At 45.8% G+C, this 15686-nt stretch carries 16 protein-coding genes; 13 read left to right on the top strand and 3 right to left on the bottom strand.

Features of this window, described 5'->3' with window-relative positions:
- The first annotated feature begins 11 nt into the window (after positions 1-11).
- The 5 genes from ABMB67_RS03710 to ABMB67_RS03690 all read left to right on the top strand — a co-directional run bounded on the left by ABMB67_RS03710 (position 12) and on the right by ABMB67_RS03690 (position 6070).
- Positions 12-2846: a hypothetical protein gene (locus ABMB67_RS03710; protein ID WP_354571161.1), complete on the top strand. Its 2835-nt coding sequence runs from the start codon at positions 12-14 to the stop codon at positions 2844-2846.
- A complete protein-coding gene (locus ABMB67_RS03705; protein WP_354571160.1) occupies positions 2843-3139 on the top strand; it encodes an EscU/YscU/HrcU family type III secretion system export apparatus switch protein in 297 nt (98 codons plus the stop codon). Before ABMB67_RS03710 ends, ABMB67_RS03705 begins: the two co-directional genes overlap by 4 nt.
- 118 nt (positions 3140-3257) lie before the next feature.
- Entirely contained in the window at positions 3258-3677 is a 420-nt protein-coding gene (gene fliS / locus ABMB67_RS03700; RefSeq protein ID WP_354571159.1) for a flagellar export chaperone FliS, read from the top strand.
- 21 nt (positions 3678-3698) lie between these two features.
- Positions 3699-5432, top strand: a complete 1734-nt coding sequence (locus ABMB67_RS03695) for a flagellin N-terminal helical domain-containing protein (protein WP_354571158.1) — start codon at positions 3699-3701, stop codon at positions 5430-5432.
- Between the two features lie 200 nt (positions 5433-5632).
- Positions 5633-6070 (top strand): YaaR family protein, encoded by a 438-nt coding sequence (locus tag ABMB67_RS03690; protein WP_251223690.1) that lies wholly within the window; start codon positions 5633-5635, stop codon positions 6068-6070.
- 124 nt (positions 6071-6194) lie between these two features.
- Here ABMB67_RS03690 and ABMB67_RS03685 read toward each other — a convergent pair whose 3' ends face one another.
- From ABMB67_RS03685 to ABMB67_RS03675, 3 genes are read right to left on the bottom strand one after another with little or no spacing between them, the layout of a single operon-like run.
- On the bottom strand, positions 6195-6902 hold the full coding sequence (locus tag ABMB67_RS03685) for a hypothetical protein (protein WP_354571157.1): 708 nt from the start codon (positions 6900-6902) through the stop codon (positions 6195-6197).
- Positions 6899-7774, bottom strand: coding sequence for an ABC transporter ATP-binding protein (locus ABMB67_RS03680; RefSeq protein ID WP_354571156.1), 876 nt, complete (start codon positions 7772-7774; stop codon positions 6899-6901). The genes ABMB67_RS03685 and ABMB67_RS03680 overlap by 4 nt, the downstream gene beginning before the upstream one ends.
- Positions 7767-8138, bottom strand: coding sequence for a GntR family transcriptional regulator (locus ABMB67_RS03675; protein ID WP_354571155.1), 372 nt, complete (start codon positions 8136-8138; stop codon positions 7767-7769). The genes ABMB67_RS03680 and ABMB67_RS03675 overlap by 8 nt, the downstream gene beginning before the upstream one ends.
- Positions 8139-8512: 374 nt before the next feature.
- Between ABMB67_RS03675 and ABMB67_RS03670 the strand changes: the two genes are divergently transcribed.
- The 8 genes from ABMB67_RS03670 (at position 8513) to ABMB67_RS03635 (ending at position 15590) form a co-directional block, all read left to right on the top strand.
- Positions 8513-9181 (top strand): GntR family transcriptional regulator, encoded by a 669-nt coding sequence (locus ABMB67_RS03670; protein ID WP_354571154.1) that lies wholly within the window; start codon positions 8513-8515, stop codon positions 9179-9181.
- A gap of 13 nt (positions 9182-9194) precedes the next feature.
- On the top strand, positions 9195-9884 hold the full coding sequence (locus ABMB67_RS03665) for a DUF2848 family protein (protein ID WP_354571153.1): 690 nt from the start codon (positions 9195-9197) through the stop codon (positions 9882-9884).
- Positions 9881-10672, top strand: coding sequence for a carbon-nitrogen family hydrolase (locus tag ABMB67_RS03660; RefSeq protein ID WP_354571152.1), 792 nt, complete (start codon positions 9881-9883; stop codon positions 10670-10672). Before ABMB67_RS03665 ends, ABMB67_RS03660 begins: the two co-directional genes overlap by 4 nt.
- 18 nt (positions 10673-10690) lie before the next feature.
- Positions 10691-11752 carry a DctP family TRAP transporter solute-binding subunit gene (locus ABMB67_RS03655; RefSeq protein ID WP_354571151.1) on the top strand — a complete coding sequence of 354 codons (1062 nt, stop codon included), beginning with the start codon at positions 10691-10693 and terminating at the stop codon, positions 11750-11752.
- Between the two features lie 138 nt (positions 11753-11890).
- Positions 11891-12346 carry a TRAP transporter small permease gene (locus tag ABMB67_RS03650; protein ID WP_354571150.1) on the top strand — a complete coding sequence of 152 codons (456 nt, stop codon included), beginning with the start codon at positions 11891-11893 and terminating at the stop codon, positions 12344-12346.
- On the top strand, positions 12343-13629 hold the full coding sequence (locus ABMB67_RS03645; RefSeq protein ID WP_354571149.1) for a TRAP transporter large permease: 1287 nt from the start codon (positions 12343-12345) through the stop codon (positions 13627-13629). Before ABMB67_RS03650 ends, ABMB67_RS03645 begins: the two co-directional genes overlap by 4 nt.
- A 12-nt stretch (positions 13630-13641) precedes the next feature.
- Entirely contained in the window at positions 13642-14742 is a 1101-nt protein-coding gene (locus ABMB67_RS03640; RefSeq protein WP_354571148.1) for an Ldh family oxidoreductase, read from the top strand.
- A 65-nt stretch (positions 14743-14807) separates the two neighbouring features.
- Entirely contained in the window at positions 14808-15590 is a 783-nt protein-coding gene (locus ABMB67_RS03635; RefSeq protein ID WP_354571147.1) for a putative hydro-lyase, read from the top strand.
- The last annotated feature ends 96 nt before the right edge of the window (positions 15591-15686 follow it).

Here is a 15686-nt window from a genome sequence, read left to right as displayed (position 1 = left end):
GTGTGAACCGTATGCAAATTCAACAACACACCCAAGCCATCAGCCAGACACCGGACCGGCCGGTTCAGCTTAGAGAAGGCGATGTGTATCGGGCAACAATCAAGGAACGGAAAGGAAAGGACGAGGCTGTGCTCTCGATCAGAGGACGAGAGGTTGTCGCAAGATTTGAAGGAGGTGTTCCTGCCGGAGAACGGACGACGATTCAAGTAGTCGATCCTGCCAGTGAGGTCATTCAGGTGAAAGCGCTTGGTAACAGTGACAGGAAGCTTCCCGCAACTGAACAGGGAAGTTCAGCTCGCCAGCAAGAGTTGACTCAAACTTTGCGACAGCTCGGCGTCAGCCAGCCTACTTCCGAGCTGAGACAGGCTGCCGCGATGCTGATGGACAAGGGCGTCCCGCTTTCAAAGGAAGCCGTTGCCGATTTGCAGCGTTTTCTCCAGGAAGGAAAGCAGGAGCAGCGGCTGCAAACGGTCCAGGCGCTGGCCAATAAGCGGCTGGACGTGACGTCCTCTCATTTGAACGCGGTTCATGAAGCCCTTCACGGCCGCCCGCTCAATCATGTGCTGACCGACTTAGCAAGAGAGCTGGACCCGGACTTCAAGGCCCAGCCGGTTCAAAGGGAGCAGCTTGATCGCCAGCAGCCAACGGTTCGCGAGGTCAGACAAGAAGTGCAGCGGATGACGACGGTTGACCGGGCAGCGGCCCATATCGAACGCCAATTGATGCCCTCTGTAACAGGCGGGCAGGCAAGGGTTCTTTCAGATGCAATCGAAAATGCCCGTACCGACGCCGCCCGCGGCCAGGAAAGAGAAGGAATCGCGCGGCTGGTGCGAGCGCTGGAGCAGGTCGATCGTCCATCAGCACCGTCGCCATCCGAGCGCCCGGTGCAGGCAGAACGCCCACAGCCTTCCGCGCCAACTCCGGCGCGACCAGCGGAAGTAGAGCAGGTGCGCCAGGCGGTGGAGCGGGCGCCGAGTGTCGAGCGGGCTGCTGAACGATTGCAGGAGTTCGCCCAGAAAACGCCGTTGGATCGGGAAGGACAGCGAACTGTGGAGCGAGCAGTTGCCGAAGCGAAGCATCTCGACCGGATTGCGGCGGACCGGATTTTGCAAACATTACAACAGTCCGGTCAAGCGAATTCACAGCAAAATCAAATTAAGCTGATTCAGGAGATGCGCACAGCTCTTGCCAGAGAAGGTGTCACGGAATCATTCCGGGATCAGGCGCAGGCGTTGCTGAAGCAAGCTGGAATGCGCCCGGAAACGGCCGAACAGCTGCAACGCGCCGTGCTGCAATCAGAGCAGCTTCAAACAGTGGCAAAAGAGCGTCTTCTTGCTTCTTTGGCTAGAATCGAGCAAGCCCTGCCGGCGCTTAGCGGCACTCAGCCACAGCAACAGCCAATGGCGCTTCAGGAAGCTATTCGGCAGGCGGAAACGACGTTGCAACGGGAGCCTTCGTTAGCGCGGACGATTCAGCAAGTGCAAGTGCTGCTCAGTGAGCAGGCGCTGCCGGCGGAGCTGAACCGTCAAGTAAACAATAGCTTGGAGACGGCGCGCGCCTTTGAAGAGCAGGGACGGGAATTGAAGGCGAGACAGGAGCTTGCGTCGCTGATCGAGCAGGTGAAGGCGAGCAGCCCACGGTCGGAGGCTGCGCAGCAGAGAGCTGAAAGCAACACCTATGTGCAAAATGAACAGTTTCAAACGAGCGTCGAAATGGCGAGCAAATCCATTGCCGTGACGACGATTACCGAGAAGCTGGCGCAAATGACAGCGGAATTCAAAACACTCCAGCGCGATGTTAGCCGACAGCTTGACGTCGTTTCGCGGCAAATCGAGCAATTCCGCAGTCAGGCCCAGCAGCAGGCGAAGCCATTGCTGGAAACGACGATCAAAAAGCTCGATCATGCGATTTTGCGCAGTGAGATGATGCAGTTTGCTGATATGAAGACAGAGCGCCAGCTTATGCAGGCCAGCAGCCAGCTTCATGAGGCGAAAAAACTGCTTGCCAAAGGGCAGCACCAGGAAGCGAACCGGATCGTGAAAGAAGTGACGCAGCTTGTCGAACGGCTCAATTTCAAACCATCTGACACAAAGGTGAAGCATTATACAGCCGCCAGCGAGCAGGCATTACGTGACGCACAGCTTCCTGGAAAAAACATGCCGCAACAGCTTGGGGAAATCGCCCGCGGACCGATGCAGGAAGGCTCGCCGCGCGCGATGTTCGAGATGATTCGCAGCCTTGGCTTGAACCGTGACAGCGAGCTTGCCCAGCAGCTTGTCGCCGGCCGCGACCAACAGCTGCCGGATGAACAGCAGCGCAATTTAAAGACAACGTTGCTTCAGCTGGCGCGCGGGGAAGAAGAGGGTGCGCGCGTTCAGCAGCTCGCCAATCAGGCGTTGAACAATTTGACCGGCCAGCAGCTGTTAAGCCGCTCCGACCAGCAAGGCAATTTGCAGAGTATGTTTTTTCAGCTTCCGCTTTTGCTGGAGGAAAAGGTGCAGAACTTACAAGTGTTTGTCAACTCGCGCAATGAGGGCGAGCAGGTTGATTGGGAGAACTGCAGCCTTTACTTTCTGATGGAAACGCCGAAAATGGGTGAAATCGGCATTGTCGTGTCCGCTACAGAGCGCCAATTATCGGTCACATTAAAAAACGATCAATCCGACTTTCAGAGAAAGATGGAGCCGCTTGTCGCCGCGGCAGTCGAAAAGCTGTCAGAGATTGGCTATTCGATCAATGGAATAAAATATGCGCAGCTGTCAACGGCGGAACGGACGGAGAAAGAGAATACGGAAACACGCCAGCAGCCGGTATTTACCGAGAAAGGATTTGATTTTAAAATATGATCGTTTCAAGGCATTTTAACCAAAAACAACGCAGACAGCTCAATGGCCCAACTGCCGCGGTGATTCGGTATGATGAAGAAACCGACGCGCCGAAGGTCGTCGCTCACGGCAAAGGCCAGGTCGCCAATCACATTATCGAGCTGGCCAAACAAAATAACATTCACATGCAGGAAGATCCAGGGCTTGTCGAAAACCTGCTTGATATGGACTTGGGTGACAATATCCCACCCCAGCTCTATTCGGTGATGGCAGAGATTTTGCTGTTGATTGAGGAGATGGAGAAGAGTTATTAACTGATACGGTGTAACAAAACTGGCGGGCATAAACTTTTTTAAGGCAATCTATTAAACAATTGGTGCGAGATTCCGATAATAAAAGTAGAAGCAAACAGATGGAGGTGAAGCCTTAACGATGTTCCTTACAAATGAAGCACTTCATCAAAAAACACCGCAAGAAATTACAGCTCTTCTTTATGAAGCATTGCTGCTTAATCTAGAAGATGCAGTTACATATATCGAGGAGAAAAACTATATCGACGCCAATGAAAAACTGCAAAAAGCAAGCGACATCGTCCATCGCCTTGGAGCTGGGATAAACTATGAAGCCGGCATTATCGCCGATCAGCTTGAGCAGCTTTATAATTACATAGCAGATAAGCTTGTGGAAGCCAATTTTAAAAAAGATAAAGCACTTATTAACGATATCATCGCCGTACTTAAGCCAATTATGGAATCGTGGAATCAAGCGATGAAATCGAATCGCGATGTCCAGTCAAAAGATGTAAAACAAAAAGTGAATGTTTATGAAAATTATTCAATGTATGACAATTAAGAAGGAAAGGGCGTTATTTTCATGAAAATTAATAATAATATTCAAGCATTAAATGCATACCGGAACTTAAATAAAAACCAGTTCCAAACATCGAAAAATTTGGAGAAGCTTTCTTCAGGGATGCGAATCAACCGCGCCGCTGATGACGCGGCCGGACTGGCGATTTCTGAAAAAATGCGTTCGCAAATTCGTGGCTTGAAAATGGCTGAACGAAACTCAATGGACGGTATTTCGTTAATGCAAACCGCAGAAGGTGCGCTTCAGGAAGTCCATGCTATCCTGCAACGGATGCGTGAGCTCGCTGTCCAAGGTGCCAATGATACAAATACCGAATATGATCGCCAGCAAATTCAAAAAGAAGTCGAGCAGCTCAAGCTTGAAGTCGACAGCATCTCTGAAAAAACAGAATTTAACACTCGTAAATTGCTGAACGGCTCCAGTGCCGTGTTGGCTTCGATCAGTGATGATGCGGATAATTTGGCTAATGTCATTGGCTCTCCTAAAGTGATTGACCCTCGATTGGATACGGGAGTTTACCACGTTAAAGTGGAAGACACTGAAGAAATTGTAAAGCTGAACCAAGTAGGAGCTGGAATTGCTAATAGTGATGATATTGCGTTGTCTGATGATACAAGTAAGTTTTATCCGCAAGCGTTTGGTGAATACACGATTAATGTTAGAAGTTTTCTAGCAAATGACCCTGGTGATGGAAACACACAATACAGCGCGACGATCCAAGTTATTGGTCCGGATGGCTTACCAATAGAAGAGCGATCTGTCCCGGTTAAGGATGATGGTGAAGTTTTCTCAATCGGTGGATTAGACATTAATACGGAAAATATCCGCGAAGCAGGGACAATCAAAGTAGCGATTGAACAACAGGCCACATTCTCTGTTTACCGCGGTGACGCGCCATTAGACGAAAATAAAATTGCCGCAGAGAAAACATTAACGACGAGAAACGGCATTATTACCCACGGAGGTATTGAGTTTTCGTTTAATAACAGTATGAGTGAAGTTCCTGTAACGATCGTAACGCCGGGAACGGCAATTTCAGAAGCAGATGAGGATAATGAAGGTGTAGGCGATATTGCTGTTACAGGAGGGGCAACCTTTACTGGTACATCAGGAACTTGGACTGTTGAATATGATGGGGTTAATAATGTATATATGCTGGACAAAGATGATGGTAATGGAGCCGAGCCGCTTGAATTAAATGATAACAACATAGCAATTGTAGATGGTCTGGAGCTAGATTTCTCAGATATCGAGGATCCAGAAGATGAAGATAGCTGGACGATTGACGTAACAGCAGCAGTCACAGAGGAAGTTGACAGCGTGACCCAATTCTCCATTACCAACAACGCCCTCGCTTTCCAAATCGGGCCGAACACAAATCAAAATGTCATGATTGATGTTCCACGTCTTGACGTGGTGACGCTTGGAATTGAGGAGGTTGACGTGACATCGCAGCAAGGGGCGAATGAAGCGATCTTTATCCTTGATAATGCGATTAATGTTCTTTCCGATATCCGTGCCAAGCTCGGTGCGACGCAAAACCGGATGGAGCATACGATCAATAACTTACAGGTGACGCATGAGAACTTAACGGCTTCTGAGTCACGGATTCGCGATGCGGATATGGCGCTTGAGATGACGGAGTTTACGCGTAACAATATTTTGAACCAGTCGGCGACGGCGATGCTCGCTCAGGCGAACCAGTTGCCTCAAGGCGTTCTTCAGCTGCTGCAATAAGCTAAACAGCGGTTTTGAAAAAGGAATTTTATATGAAAGGAGCTGTTCCACTTCGATTTTGGGACAGCTCCTTTTTCAAAGGGAAGAGCGACGACCCGGCTCCTGCAAGTTTTTTAAAAGAACCAAGTTCCATAAGAAAAAGGGCGTTTGGTATGGTACACTGAAAAGACGAGATTATCGAGTAAAGAGGTGCGCGTAATATGGACGTACAACGAGTTGGCAAAACCGGCATACAACGGACAGGAACAAAAAATACCGGACCCGAAGCAAAGGTGTCCTTCAGTGAAGTGATCGGAAAGCAGCGCGATGAGAAAGCGTATGAACGCCTCTCGAAGCTGATGGAAAAAATCGATGATCAAGGAAGGGTGCTGGCAGAATCAAGAACGGTCGGCGAGCTGCGCAAATATAAACAGCTGGTGAAAGATTTTATGGAAGACGCTGTTTCGTTAGGGCTGAGTCTTGAAGAGCGGCGGGGCTTTAACAGACGGGGACGGACGAAGATTTATAAAATTGTGCAGGAAGTTGACCGGAAGCTTCTCGATTTGACAGATGCTGTGCTTGAAAAGCAGAAAAAAGGGCTTGATATTTTGAATATGGTCGGCGAAATCAAAGGCTTGCTTGTTAATATTTATGCCTAGCAGATCATTGCTTGTTGACCAAGCACAATAAAAGCTGTACCCGATTATTAGGGTGCAGCTTTTTATCGTATCGAGCTGATCATTTCTTTTCATTTTTTCGTTATTCCATCAAACAAAAGGTTCTTCAAATGTAGCTTTTGATAATCAATCGTTCACCTTTTTCAAGAGGTGCATTTTTCATGAATAAATAGGATGAAAGAAGAAAAACAATCGATAATCCAGACAAGATGGTTACAAACTGTAGGTGATTCATGAAAATGACTTCTGATAACCAGCTTATATCACCAAAAACAACGAGGACCATACTCATAATTAAAAGTAACGTTCCTAGGGCAAGTGATAATATAGTGCCATAATTAAACCAAATTGTTTTTGCGATCATTCCTACACTAAATAAAAAGAAAATCCAAGAAAAATCGACCCATAGATATACAAGCCAATTGGGGCTATTTACTAGCTCTGCCAAATGAAAAAGGTTTGCAGCACTACTGATACGCTCTATAATATTTGCGCTTATATAATAGAACAAATTAAGCAGTGCTACACTAGTTACACTATAGATGAAGACGGAAAAATATAGAGCCAAAACGAACTGCTTTCTAGTTCCGCCTAAAGAAAGAATAAAATGATACCCTTTAAAATGAACAAAAGGATATAATAGAGAGACAATAAAAAATGGACCGAATAAGACAAATGACTCAGATACTGCTGCATCTATAAACCCTAAAAAGGTAAAGAAAACAAAGAGCACAAAAGTAATGGCAGCATTTATATAAAATGTCATGCTCATTTCTCTCATCATTAATCGGAATGGTCCGGTAAAAGTATTCATATTTTCTCCACCTCTGTTTTTGTTGTATAATTCACAAGATAATCCTGTAATGGTGCCTTTTCTGCCGTAACACCAGCTTCTTTAGCTCTTGATTTCCACTCATCCGTAAACACGTCATCAATCATTACATTGATTTGTTTTCCAAGTTTTCTTTTTTCTAAAATAGTATGGCCTTCGATTAAAGGTTCTATCGCCTTTGCTAATCCGGATAAATGAACACCATACATTTTTAATTCTTCAGTATCTTCATAACGCACAATTGTCTGTTGATTGATGATCGCAATTTTTTCACATAATGCTTCAATTTCATCAATATGGTGTGAAGATAAAATAATTAAACGAGGATGTTCCTCATACGTATTTAGGAGCGCATCTTTAAACTGCTTTCTCATATAAGCATCAAGCCCATTCGTTGGCTCATCCATAATCGTTATCGGAGATTTGCTAGAAAGACCAATGACAATTTGTACCATTGTTTGCATTCCTTTAGAGAACGTCTTGATTTTCTTTTTTCTCGGGAGTTCAAATAAAGCAACTAGATGTTCTGCTAACTCTTCATCCCAGTTTTTGTTAAATAATACTCCGTATCGTAACGCACCCTCAACATTCCAAAGATCGGAGAAAGGGTGGTTTTCTTGCATATACGTTACACTGTTCATCGTTTCATGATTGTTATACGGTCTAATTCCGTTCACATTGATAGAACCAGCCTCTATATTTTCCATGCCGGATAAAAGCTTCATAAGCGTCGTCTTTCCAGATCCATTTCTCCCCCAAAGCCCTATGATGATTGGCTTCGTTTCTGAAAAATTTACATTCTTTAGGGCTGGGATATTTCCATATGAAAACGAGACATTTTCGAGCTTAATCATCTTGATAATCCTCCTCGATCACTTGAAGTAATTCTACTTTTTTGATTTCAATCCGTTTCGCTTCTTCCAACATCGGTTTTAAATACTCGCTGTAGAAATCTTCTTTACGCTTTTCAAGCAACTTTTGTTTGGCACCTTTTGAAACAAACATGCCCACACCACGTTGCTTATATACATATCCAGCTTCCACTAATGCAGCAAGTCCTTTTTGAACCGTCGCACGGTTAACTTGATAAAACTTTGAAATTTCAGTGGTAGAAGGGATTTGATCACCTTCTAACAACTCACCTTCCACAATTTCATTCGCAATCATCTCTGAAATTTGCTGGAAAATAGGTTTGGAATCATCAAAAACAGCCTTCACGAATTTCTCCTTTCTCCAGGTGCTGATTAGTTGATTAGTTGTGTGATCAACCTTACAATGATTTTTTCTCTTTGTCAAATGATCATCAATGTGTAGTTTAGAAACAAAGTTGGAGCAACTTATCATACACAGTTTGCCTCGATTCTTAATCCCCGTCTGATTTTCTTAGTCCTTTCAAAAGTAAGGTTAGGAAGCTGCCGCGTTAGGGGAAAGGATGGACAAAAAAACGTGTAATGAAATCTAACATGAATGAAGAATTTGCGATACTTTTTAGATAAGCTTGTAACTATCAAAGAAAGAGAGACATCTTATAAGCTTTAAACTGGTATACCACATACTGAATACTGTATATCTCTTTGGAAGGGGGAGCTTCTTTGAGAAAGATAAATAAATTTGTTTCCTATACGGACCAGGTATACAAGGAGCTGAAAAGCAACATCCTGCTCGGAAAAATTTCCACAGGAACGTTTCTTCAGGAACGTACGATTGCTGAAAAGCTGGGAGTCAGCCGGACGCCTGTTCGGGAAGCGTTGAAAAGACTGGAAGTGGAAGGATGGGTGGAAACCATTCCGTGGAAAGGAGTCATTGTTAAAGAAATTGAGGAGCAGGACGTGATCGAAGTTTTTCAATGCCGGCTCGCGAATGAGATTTTCATGATTAAGCTGATTACTCCTAATTTAACCGATGAACAGATAAAAGATTTACAGGACATATTTTTGAAAATGAAAGTAGCGCAGCAGGAAGGCAAGGGGGACGAGCTGATCGATGAAGACCGCGAGTTCCATATGTATTTAGCCAAATTGACAAACAATTCAAGGCTGATTCAGTTCCTTGATAATTTAAGCGATCAGATTCTGCGATTGGGCGTAAAGGCGATTACAAAGGAATTCCGCTCTGACGAAGCCTTAAGCGAACATGAAAAGCTGCTGGAAGCATTGGAGAGGCGCTCTGTAGAGGCAGCGGTTCAGGCGATGGAAGAGCATATTAATCAAACACATGAAGTGTTAATGAGAATGGTAAAAGATCATAAAAAAGAAAAGTAGAGGGCTAACGTAGATGCAGCAAACTATGAGAGATGTGTATCGTTTTCAGATTGATGGAGAAGAGAAGAAGCTAGCGGTGGAATCGGTCTACTGTATCGGTTATTCAGGGTCTGATGTCGGGAAGGTGCAGGAGCATATTGATGAGCTGGCGGAATTGGGAATTCCGAAACCGCCTGAAGTGCCGATGCTATATCCGGTCAGAGTGTCGAGCCTCAATCAAAATGGGACAATGGAAATACTTGGTGACGAAACATCAGGCGAGGCTGAAATTGTTTTAATTTTCGGAGAGCAAGAAGACGAGATTTATGTTTCTGTTGGGAGCGACCATACCGACAGGGAACTTGAGACCGTCGATATTAACAAATCAAAACAAATTTGCGATAAACCAATAGCGACAGAGGCGTGGCCGCTATCAGCGGTCATTGATCACTGGAATGAGCTTAAGTTAATCTCGAAGGTGCGTATAAACGGGGAATGGGTTCCTTATCAGGAACAATTCGTGAGCGCGATTTTACCGTTAAATCAAATTCTCGCTTATTTAAAACAGAAAAAACTCGGGTTGACACGTTCCGTTGTTTTTGCCGGCACAGTTCCATTGCTGGACGGGTTTAAATATGGGGATGGGTATGAAGTTTCATTAGTCGATAATGACAAATCGATAACCTGTACCTATGCTGTTAAAAATGTTGAGGTGAAAAGATGAAAATAGCGATTTATCAAATGGATGTGATCGCCGGTGAGCCTGAACAAAACCGTGCTAAAGTGCAGAAGTGGATTGAAGCCACGTGTCGAACCGACAAGCCGGATGTAGTCGTTTTACCGGAAATGTGGACGACCAATTATACGTTGCCGACATTGAAGGAAATAGCGGACCGGGATGGAGAGCCGACGACCAGCTTTCTGCAACAGCTGGCCAAACGGCATCAGGTAGCGATTATTGGCGGTTCGTTTGCGAACATAAAAGAGGGAGAAGTGTATAACAGCGCGGTTGCGATCAGCCGTGTCGGGGACGTGCTTTATCGTTACGACAAAGTCCATTTAGTGCCGATGCTGGATGAACATCTCTATTTGAAAGCCGGGACGAAGAATCATGTTTTTGAAATAGAGGGTGTCAAGGCTGGTCTGATTATCTGCTATGATTTAAGATTTCCCGAGCTGTCCAGACAGCTCGCCGTGGATGGAGCGGAAATCATTTTTATTGTCGCTGAATGGCCCGAAGCACGAAAAGCCCATTGGAAGCACCTGCAAATTGCCAGAGCGATTGAAAATCAGGTGTATATCGTTTCAAGCAATTGTGTTGGCCACTATAACGGAGTTTCCTATTGCGGCACTTCGATGATGATTGATCCATTAGGAGAAGTGCTTGACTGCGGAAGTGAGGAGAATGAAGAAACGCTTACTAAAGGGATAGATGTAACGGTGGTTCCTGACATTAGAGAAAAGGTGCCAGTGTTTAAAAGTCGAGTTCCTTCAGTATATAAAATTCATTAATGAAAAGGGGTTATCAAAATGAATAAGAGATTCATGACGTTAATTGGTTTGGTGCTTACACTAGCTATGCTTCTGGCGGCGTGTGGCGGAGGATCCGGTTCTGAACCGACTGAGGGAGCTGATCCAGGCGAAGACGCGGCTGAAACTGGAGACAGCGAAGCAGCGGGTGAAGCAGACGTGATTCTAAGGCTGGCGCACTCCGGATCGGAAACACATCAATATCATATTGCCGCTGTGAATTTTAAAGAGGAAATTGAAGAAAAGTCAAATGGCGCCATTGCGGTGGAGATTTTTAGCGGATCAGTTTTAGGGAGTGAAGGAGAAGCCGTTGAGCAAATTTTAGACGGTACCTTGGATATGACGACTGTTTCGGCTGACAGTTCTTTTGCGAATACTGTCCCTGAGATGAATGTGTTCGGTATCCCATACTTATTCGAGAATCTGGATCATGTTTACAGAACATTGGATGGAGAAGTTGGAACAGAACTGTTGGAGCTGTCAGATCAAAAAGGAATGAAGGCGCTCGGCTATTGGGAAGTGGGCGAACGTCATGTGACAAACGACAGCAAGGAAATCAAAACGCCTGAAGATATGAATGGCTTGAATATTCGCGTGCAGCCGGCCCCGGTGTGGGAAGCTCATATGAGAGCATTAGGCGCAAGTCCGACTCCTGTCGCGTTTAACGAGTTGTATTCTGCGCTTGATCAAGGCGTCGTTGATGGACAGGAAAATCCATTAAACACGATCTATTCCATGAAGTTTGATGAAGTCCAAAAGTATGTATCCCTTACGGCTCATACATATTCTCCGGCGATCGTCGTCATGAGTGAGCGCGCGTGGGAAGGGTTAACGCCTGAACAGCAGCAGCTTATTGAAGAGGCTGTGGAAGCGGCGAAGCTTTACCAAAGAGAAGAATTAGCCGCAATGAACGATGAAATTTTGGCGCACTTTGAAGAAAACGGAGTAACGGTGACAACGGATATTGACTTTGACGCATTCAGAGAAGCTACAAAAGAAGTTAGGGATGTGTTAAGCTCGCAAGTTCCAGCTGAACTGATCGAGAAAATCGAAAATAACTAAGGGGAACAGAAATAGTGAAAAAGGCGGAGCGCGGTCAGAACTGCGCACACTGCTTCGGAGATGTCTTAAAAGGGCTGTTTCACCCTTTTGAGACATCTCCTCCTATATTTCCATGAAGGCTGGAGAGGGGTGAAACGATTGTTTAAAAGAATTGGTCATTATTTAGGGTATACGCTGGAGTTTATTATTTTCATTTGTATGGTCGTTACCGTTGTAACGACGTTCTTACAAGTGTTTTACCGCTATGCATTACAAAACCCTCTGCCGTGGTCACAAGAAATTTTAATGATCAGTTTTGTTTACTTAGTTTTGTTTGGTGCCGCACTGGCGATTAAAAATAAAGAACATTTAAAAGTGGAGCTGTTTGATAAGGCGCCGGAATCGATTAAGAAAATCTTGAAGATTATCGAATTAGTCGTAATGTTCCTCTTTATTTTTGTTTTTGTGTATTACGGCAGCCTGCTCGTCATCGCCAATTTTGAATCAGGTACATTGGTCGGGTTTTTGCCAATTAAGGTAGCCTATGTGTACATGTCGCTCCCTATCAGTGGTTTGTTTATGGCCTACTACTTAATCAGGGGGGTATTTAAATGATTGTCTTAATTCCAATTCTTTTTCTGTTGTTTTTTCTCGGCATTCCAATAGCCTACTCACTTGGCTTTATCTCGATTGTCGGCGTTTATTTGACAGATCCGGAAATGCTGATGAACATTCCGCGAAGAATTTACCGGGGAATTGATAATTTCTCGCTTGTTGCTGTTCCGCTGTTTATTTTGGCCGGTGAATTAATGTCGAAAGGCGGTATTTCATCCCGCTTGATCCGTTTTGCGCAGACGCTGGTCGGTCACTTGCCTGCCGGGCTGGCGATGGTTGTCGTTGTTGCCAGTATGTTCTTTTCCGCCGTATCAGGTACGGCGATCGCTGCCGCGGCGGCGATTGGCGGAATGATGATCCCGGCGATGAAAAAGGAAGGCTATGATCCGCGGTTTTCCTCTACTTTGGTCGCGACCTCGGGAACAATTGGCCCGATTATTCCGCCAAGTATTACGCTCGTGCTGTTTGGCGTAATGACGAGTACGTCAATTGGCGCTCTTTTTGTCGCCGGCGTTGTTCCGGGCATTTTAATGGGAGTCGGGCTGATGATTTATTGTTATTATGTCGGCATTAAGTACAACTACAAAGGGCGGGAGAAAAGAGCGGGCTTTAAAGAACTGATGGTTGGCTTAAAGGATGCGGTGCTGGCGCTGCTCATGCCAATCATCATTGTCGGCGGGATTTTGTCAGGGGTGTTTACGCCGACAGAATCAGGTGTTATCGCTGTCGTCTATGCGCTTTTAATCGGCATGTTTGTCTATAAAGAGCTTAAAGTGAAGGATTTAGTGCAAGTGTTTTTAAGCTCTGCCAAAACAACCGCCGTCATTGTCTTCCTAATTGGAAACGCGGCGCTGTTTACCTGGTTTCTGTCGTTCCATCGGATTCCGGATCAATTGGCATCCCTGATAGGGCCGTTTGCCGAAAATAAATTTTTGCTGCTGCTCTTTATTAATGTGATTTTGTTAATCGCCGGCACATTCATTGATACGATCAGCGCGCTAACGATTTTCACTCCGTTGTTTCTGCCGCTTGTGGAGGCAGCTCATATTGATCTGATTCACTTCGGCATTATTTTAGCGGTCAATTTAACGATCGGGATGGTGACGCCGCCGCTCGGAGTCTGCTTATTTGTGACGGCCGCCATTGCGAAAATACGAGTACCGGAAATGTTTACGTTTTTGATCCCGCAAATTCTGATTTTATTGGCGGTGCTTATTGTCATCACCTATCTTCCTCAGCTGACCCTGTTTTTGCCGGATCTTTTGAGCAGTTTTTCAAACTAAAGGGGTGAGTATATGAAGGCGATTGATCATACATTGTATGATTTTCCAGGCCGCGAGCAGTTTTCAGTCGATGAATCGATGAGGATTCCAGCAACCCATCTGAAAACGTGGACGACGGAGGTGTTGTCCGCTGTTGGCTTATCTGATGACCATGCAGTGATTATGGCAAACGTCCTCGTCGAATCGGATTTGCTCGGTGTTGATACGCATGGGACATATAAGATTGGGCTCTGGGTAAAGCGTGCTCTCCACCACGGCAGTAACCCGAAAGCGAAGTTTAACGTTGTCCATGAAACGCCAACGACGGCTGTCATCGACGGACAGGCCGGATTTGGGCAGGTGATGGGTGATTTGGCGATGAATCTGGCGATGGAAAAGGCTGATGCCGTGGGGAACGGGTTTGTCGTTGTGCGGAATTCGACCTCCTTTACCGCGGCACGCTATTACACGCTTAAGGCGGCCAGAGCGGGAAAGATCGGTATTGCGCTGACAAATGCAGACCCCGTTGCCGCGCCTTATGGCGGGAGGACCCCGATGCTTGGAACAAACCCGTGGTGTATCGCTGTCCCTGGGGAGGAGTTCCCGATTGTGATGGATACGGCGACGACGGTGTCGAATTGGACAAAGCTTGTAGTCCATTTAAATGAAGGAAGCCGAATACCGGATGGCTGGGCACTTAATGCCGCGGGGGAGGAGACGACTGATCCGCAAGCAGCGATGAACGGCTCGGTCTTGCCGGCTGCCGGACATAAAGGCTATGCCTTTGGATTATTTGCTGATATTCTCACCGGCGTGTTAGGGGGAGGGGCCTTTCTTAATCAAGTGCTAAGTTACGGATATGTCGATCAACCGATGAATACAAGTCATTTCCTTGGGGCGATCAGCGTCGATGGTTTCATGCCGGTGCAGCAATTCAAACAAAGGATCTGGGAAATGGTAAAAGCGTTAAAGGAATCGGAAAAAGCGCCAGGTACCGAGGAAATACGAGTTCCCGGCGAACGGACACATCAGATATATAAGGAACGAAGCAAAGAAGGCATTCCGATAGAACCGCGAAGATTGCAAAATATGCTGGCGATTTCGCACGCACTTAGCATAAAAGCCCCGATTTGATGAGGCAACTGAAAAGCTGCTGAAAAAGTGACTTTTTCAGCAAACACTGCTTGAGGAGGAAAGCGATGAATCCAAAAGAGTTGCGAAACAAGATCAGAAAAGGTGACTTTACCGGGCATACCTCCGGTGTATGTGGTGATTATGTTCAGGCAAACCTGGCAATCGTTCCAAAGGAATACGCCTTTGAATTTCTGCTTTTTGCGAACCGGAATCGTAAATCATGTCCGATTATCGATGTACTGGAAGCAGGGGAGTTTGAATCCGAGCTGGCGCCAGGCTCCGACATTCGCACTGATCTTCCACAGTATTTTCTTTACAGGAATGGACAGCTTACCGAACAAGTAAAGGAATTGAGAGATATCTGGCAGGATGATTTTGTTTCTTTTCTTATTGGCTGCAGCTTCACATTTGAGAGTGAGCTGTTAAAAGAAAAAATCCCGCTAAAGCATATTGCGGCCAACAGGAATGTCGCGATGTACATCACGAATATCGCAACGAAGCCGGCAGGCCCGTTTCGCGGTCCAGTCGTCGTCTCGATGCGTCCGATTAAAAATGAGCTTGTGCAAAAAGCGATTGAGATAACGGCCCGATTTCCCGATATGCACGGCGCACCGCTGCACGTTGGAAATCCAGCCGCTATCGGGATTCATGATATATCGAAACCGAATTTTGGCGAGTATGTTGAGATTGAAGAAGAAGAAACCCCGGTTTTCTGGGCATGCGGCGTTACTCCGCAGTCCGTTGCGATTCATGCAGACATCCCTTACGTCATTACCCATGCGCCCGGTCATATGTTTGTGACCGATGTGACGAATAGCGAATTTTTAAGTCGGCAATTAAGGTCTTGAATAAGAGAAGAAGGTGAAAGAAAATAACAATTGGCTCCTTAGTCAGGCGGATGTTATTTTCTTTCTTTTTGTTATAGATAAAAGGCAATTCTCACG

The sequence above is a fragment of the Halalkalibacter oceani genome (genome assembly GCF_040544555.1).
GTDB classification, from domain to species: Bacteria; Bacillota; Bacilli; order Bacillales; family Bacillaceae_D; genus Halalkalibacter; species Halalkalibacter oceani.
Note: the sequence above shows the minus strand (reverse complement) of the source record. Positions and strands in the feature narration are given on the sequence as shown.

What these genes read in the sequence shown, in the direction of transcription:
- ABMB67_RS03660 (WP_354571152.1), top strand. Translation starts at nt 9,881, where the DNA reads ATGAAAATAGCGATTTATCAAATGGATGTGATCGCCGGTGAGCCTGAA.
- fliS (WP_354571159.1), top strand. Translation starts at nt 3,258, where the DNA reads ATGTTCCTTACAAATGAAGCACTTCATCAAAAAACACCGCAAGAAATT.
- ABMB67_RS03705 (WP_354571160.1), top strand. Translation starts at nt 2,843, where the DNA reads ATGATCGTTTCAAGGCATTTTAACCAAAAACAACGCAGACAGCTCAAT.
- ABMB67_RS03680 (WP_354571156.1), bottom strand. Translation starts at nt 7,774, where the DNA reads ATGATTAAGCTCGAAAATGTCTCGTTTTCATATGGAAATATCCCAGCC.
- ABMB67_RS03645 (WP_354571149.1), top strand. Translation starts at nt 12,343, where the DNA reads ATGATTGTCTTAATTCCAATTCTTTTTCTGTTGTTTTTTCTCGGCATT.
- ABMB67_RS03635 (WP_354571147.1), top strand. Translation starts at nt 14,808, where the DNA reads ATGAATCCAAAAGAGTTGCGAAACAAGATCAGAAAAGGTGACTTTACC.
- ABMB67_RS03640 (WP_354571148.1), top strand. Translation starts at nt 13,642, where the DNA reads ATGAAGGCGATTGATCATACATTGTATGATTTTCCAGGCCGCGAGCAG.
- ABMB67_RS03655 (WP_354571151.1), top strand. Translation starts at nt 10,691, where the DNA reads ATGAATAAGAGATTCATGACGTTAATTGGTTTGGTGCTTACACTAGCT.
- ABMB67_RS03710 (WP_354571161.1), top strand. Translation starts at nt 12, where the DNA reads ATGCAAATTCAACAACACACCCAAGCCATCAGCCAGACACCGGACCGG.
- ABMB67_RS03665 (WP_354571153.1), top strand. Translation starts at nt 9,195, where the DNA reads ATGCAGCAAACTATGAGAGATGTGTATCGTTTTCAGATTGATGGAGAA.
- ABMB67_RS03695 (WP_354571158.1), top strand. Translation starts at nt 3,699, where the DNA reads ATGAAAATTAATAATAATATTCAAGCATTAAATGCATACCGGAACTTA.
- ABMB67_RS03690 (WP_251223690.1), top strand. Translation starts at nt 5,633, where the DNA reads ATGGACGTACAACGAGTTGGCAAAACCGGCATACAACGGACAGGAACA.
- ABMB67_RS03685 (WP_354571157.1), bottom strand. Translation starts at nt 6,902, where the DNA reads ATGAATACTTTTACCGGACCATTCCGATTAATGATGAGAGAAATGAGC.